The 3100-nt window shown below is 56.8% G+C and carries 3 protein-coding genes and 3 pseudogenes; all 6 read left to right on the top strand.

What is annotated here, in order from left to right:
• On the top strand, nucleotides 1-110 hold a 110-nt coding region (locus ACMX3H_RS17940; RefSeq protein ID WP_415209556.1), incomplete at its 5' end, for a transposase domain-containing protein.
• A gap of 24 nt (nucleotides 111-134) precedes the next feature.
• Nucleotides 135-524, top strand: a pseudogene (locus ACMX3H_RS17935) (hypothetical protein); the annotation flags it as partial.
• Nucleotides 524-1279 (top strand): annotated as a pseudogene (locus ACMX3H_RS17930) (phage baseplate assembly protein V). The pseudogenes ACMX3H_RS17935 and ACMX3H_RS17930, both read left to right, overlap by 1 nt.
• Nucleotides 1276-1629: a hypothetical protein gene (locus tag ACMX3H_RS17925; protein ID WP_415211767.1), complete on the top strand. Its 354-nt coding sequence runs from the start codon at nucleotides 1276-1278 to the stop codon at nucleotides 1627-1629. The pseudogene ACMX3H_RS17930 and the gene ACMX3H_RS17925 overlap by 4 nt, the downstream one beginning before the upstream one ends.
• Nucleotides 1629-2819 (top strand): annotated as a pseudogene (locus ACMX3H_RS17920) (baseplate J/gp47 family protein). Before ACMX3H_RS17925 ends, ACMX3H_RS17920 begins: the two are co-directional and overlap by 1 nt.
• Nucleotides 2816-3085: a hypothetical protein gene (locus ACMX3H_RS17915; protein ID WP_415211766.1), complete on the top strand. Its 270-nt coding sequence runs from the start codon at nucleotides 2816-2818 to the stop codon at nucleotides 3083-3085. The pseudogene ACMX3H_RS17920 and the gene ACMX3H_RS17915 overlap by 4 nt, the downstream one beginning before the upstream one ends.
• The last annotated feature ends 15 nt before the right edge of the window (nucleotides 3086-3100 follow it).

Here is a 3100-nt window from a genome sequence, read left to right as displayed (position 1 = left end):
GCGTGGAGCCGGAAGCGTATCTGCGCCATGTGCTGGCGATTATCGCGGATCATCCCATCAACAAAATCAAAGAGCTCCTGCCGTGGAACCTCACCATCCCTGCTGAATAACTGTCAATACGGCGCTGGGCGTACGCTTACGTGCTAAACAGCGCAACAGGGCTGATAGGTTTGCCGCAGCAGACGATTGAGGCCGGTGTCAATGTTCGCTGTCTCATTAATCCGACGATCCAGGTGAATGGCCTTATCCTGCTGGATGAAGCGCTGGTTTACCGCACGATGTTATCCGAACGTGATATTGCGGCGGCGCCGGGCCGGATAGGGACGGTCAATCATGGCACCGTGCAACAGACCGAAGGGGCATTATCGCAACCGGCGAGCCTTGCGACCGATGGGGCGTATATTGTGAAGAATATCAGCTACAGCGGCGATACACGGGGTAAAGCATGGTATATGGATCTGGTGTGCGTGGCGAAAGGCGCGGCGGACCTGATGAAAATCTCAACAATGAACAAGGTGGGATAATGACGATTTCCGTATCAGAACGCGCGGGGGATAAGCAGGCGCTGCTTGAAGTCCTGCGCCACACTATATCGTCTCAGCTGCGGGTGGCTCTGCCGGGTATTATTCAGTCATTTAACCCTGATGCGGTGACCTGCGTGGTACAGCCCGCGCTCAAAGGGCAGCTTAGCGATATGCAGGGTAAGACCCACTCTGTGACTTTGCCGCTCCTGGTGGATGTCCCCGTTATTTTCCCTCGTGGGGGCGGTATGACGCTGACCTTCCCCGTCAGTGCTGGAGACGAGTGCCTGGTGGTGTTTGGTGACCGCTGCATCGATTTCTGGTGGCAAAACGGCGGTGTGCAGGAAACGATTGACCCACGCCAGCATGATTTGTCTGATGCGTTTGTGTTTGTTGGGCCACAGTCGCAGGCAAAAAAAATCAGCGGTATCAGCCTGCATGGCGCCCAGCTCCGCAGTGATGATGGTGCTGCCTTTGTCTAGGTGGCGACGGGACACGCTATCACCGTTACCACACCGGGTACATTGAAGGCCACGGCGCAGGGCGGTGTGAACGTGACTGCGCCGACCATTGTGCTCAATGGCAACGTCACCATCAACGGCAATCTGTCACAAAGCATGGGGGATAGCGGCGGGAGCGCCAGCATCAACGGCCCGGTCAGTGTGAAAAACGATATCACGGCGGCGGGTATCAGCCTGACAAACCATGTGCATGCCGGCGTTCAGTCCGGTAGTAGCAAGACGGGTAAACCGCAATGAGATACCGACGCGAAGATGAAAACGCTGACTACAGTTTTGGGCAAGGTGACCACACCTTTCTGAGCGATAGCCCGGAGGCCGTTGCGCAGGCGGTCCGAACCCGGCTGGCGTTATGGCGCGGGCAATGGTTTCTGGATAGCGAGGAGGGGACGCCCTGGCGTCAGGCGGTGCTGGGTAAGCATAACAGTGAGACGTACGGTCTGGCCATCAAACAGCGTATTCTTAACACCCCCGGTGTCCGTGCCATCACCGACTTCAGCGCTATCGCCTCTCCCGAAACCCGAAAAATCACCGTGACCGTGCGGATACAGACTCTCTACGGCGAGACCTCAGTCATAAGCGAGGTCTAATGCTTCATCTCGATACCCTTGGCCTGTCGGCGACCGTCACCGACAGCGGCATCACTGCACCTGATTATCAGACGATACTGGAACAGCTTACCGGCTATTTTCGCCAGATTTACGGCGGGGATAGCTATCTGTCGCCGGACAGCAAGGACGGGCAGATGATAGCGATTTACGCGCTGGCTATCCACGATGCCAACAACGCCGTTATCGCTGCCTACAACAGCTTTAGCCCCACGACCAGTACCGGCGAGGCACTGTCTAACACGGTAGCGATTAACGGTATTACCCGGCATGCCTCGGGGTATTTTCCCAGGCTGATGTCCTGCTGACCGGTCAGGTTGGCACCGTCATTACCCACGGCAGCGTACGAGACCGGCATGGCCAGATATGGCGTCTGCCTGACCGGGTGGCTTTCGATACACACGGTGAGGCCAGAGTGGACCGCCGTCTGTACGGCAGCCGGTAATATCACGGCGGCCACCGGCGATATCAGCGACATAGCGACCCCGACTCGGGGGTGGCAGACGGTGACCAACCCTGCCACCCCCCCCCGGCAGGCCGGTTGAGCGGGACAGCGAATTACGTGCCCGGCAGAAGAAATCCGTTGCCTTACCGTCGCGCACGGTACTGGACGGTATTCAGGGCGCGGTAAGTTTACTCCCCGGCGTGGTACGGCTGCTGGGATTGAAAATGATACGGGCGAGACAGATAAAAACGACCTGCCAGCCCATGCTATCGCCATGATTGTTGATGAGGGTGACGTGAACGCCATTGCCCAGGCGATAGCGTTGAAAAAAACGCCTGGCGCAGGCATCTATGGCGATACCCTGGTCAAGGTCATCGACAGTTACGGTTTGCCGAAAGACATCCGCTTTTCCCGGCCTCGAGACGTCAACGTGGCGGTGGAAATCGCCCTGACCGCCTTTACCGGCTACACCACGCTGACCGGCGATAAAATTCGCTCAGCGGTGGCTGCCTACATTAACCAGCAGCTGATTGGCGATAATCTCTATCTGACCCGCCTGTATCTGCCGGCCAATTTGCACGGTGACGAAGAAGGGCAGACCTACGACATCACAGCAATAAAAATCGGGCGCTCGGCACAAGCAGTTAAAGAAGAGAACCTGCTTGTGGCCTTCAATGAGGCCGTCAGCTGCACAACGGAGCATATCACTCTGGTGGTGACCACATGAGGGATTACAGCGACTTCGTGACGCCACAGCATCGGGCGGCGCCAAAGTTTGTACGCCATATCCAGCTGATGACCCGTCCACTTCAGGATATCGCCGCGCTGGCGGGCCAGCTTAACGGACTGTTCAGCCTGGATGGCGCCTTTGCAGATTCCGACGTATCCGATCATCTGTTCCGGCGACATCCGATCAGTTATTCCGATATTTTCCGATCACCCATTCCAGTGATATTCGATCACGTGTTCGCTCATCTTCTGACTCGGTTTTAGTCTATTTTTCCTGTG

The sequence above is a fragment of the Sodalis sp. (in: enterobacteria) genome (assembly GCF_047607725.1).
In the GTDB taxonomy this organism is placed as follows: Bacteria; Pseudomonadota; Gammaproteobacteria; order Enterobacterales; family Enterobacteriaceae; genus JBLKSS01.
Note: the sequence above shows the minus strand (reverse complement) of the source record. Positions and strands in the feature narration are given on the sequence as shown.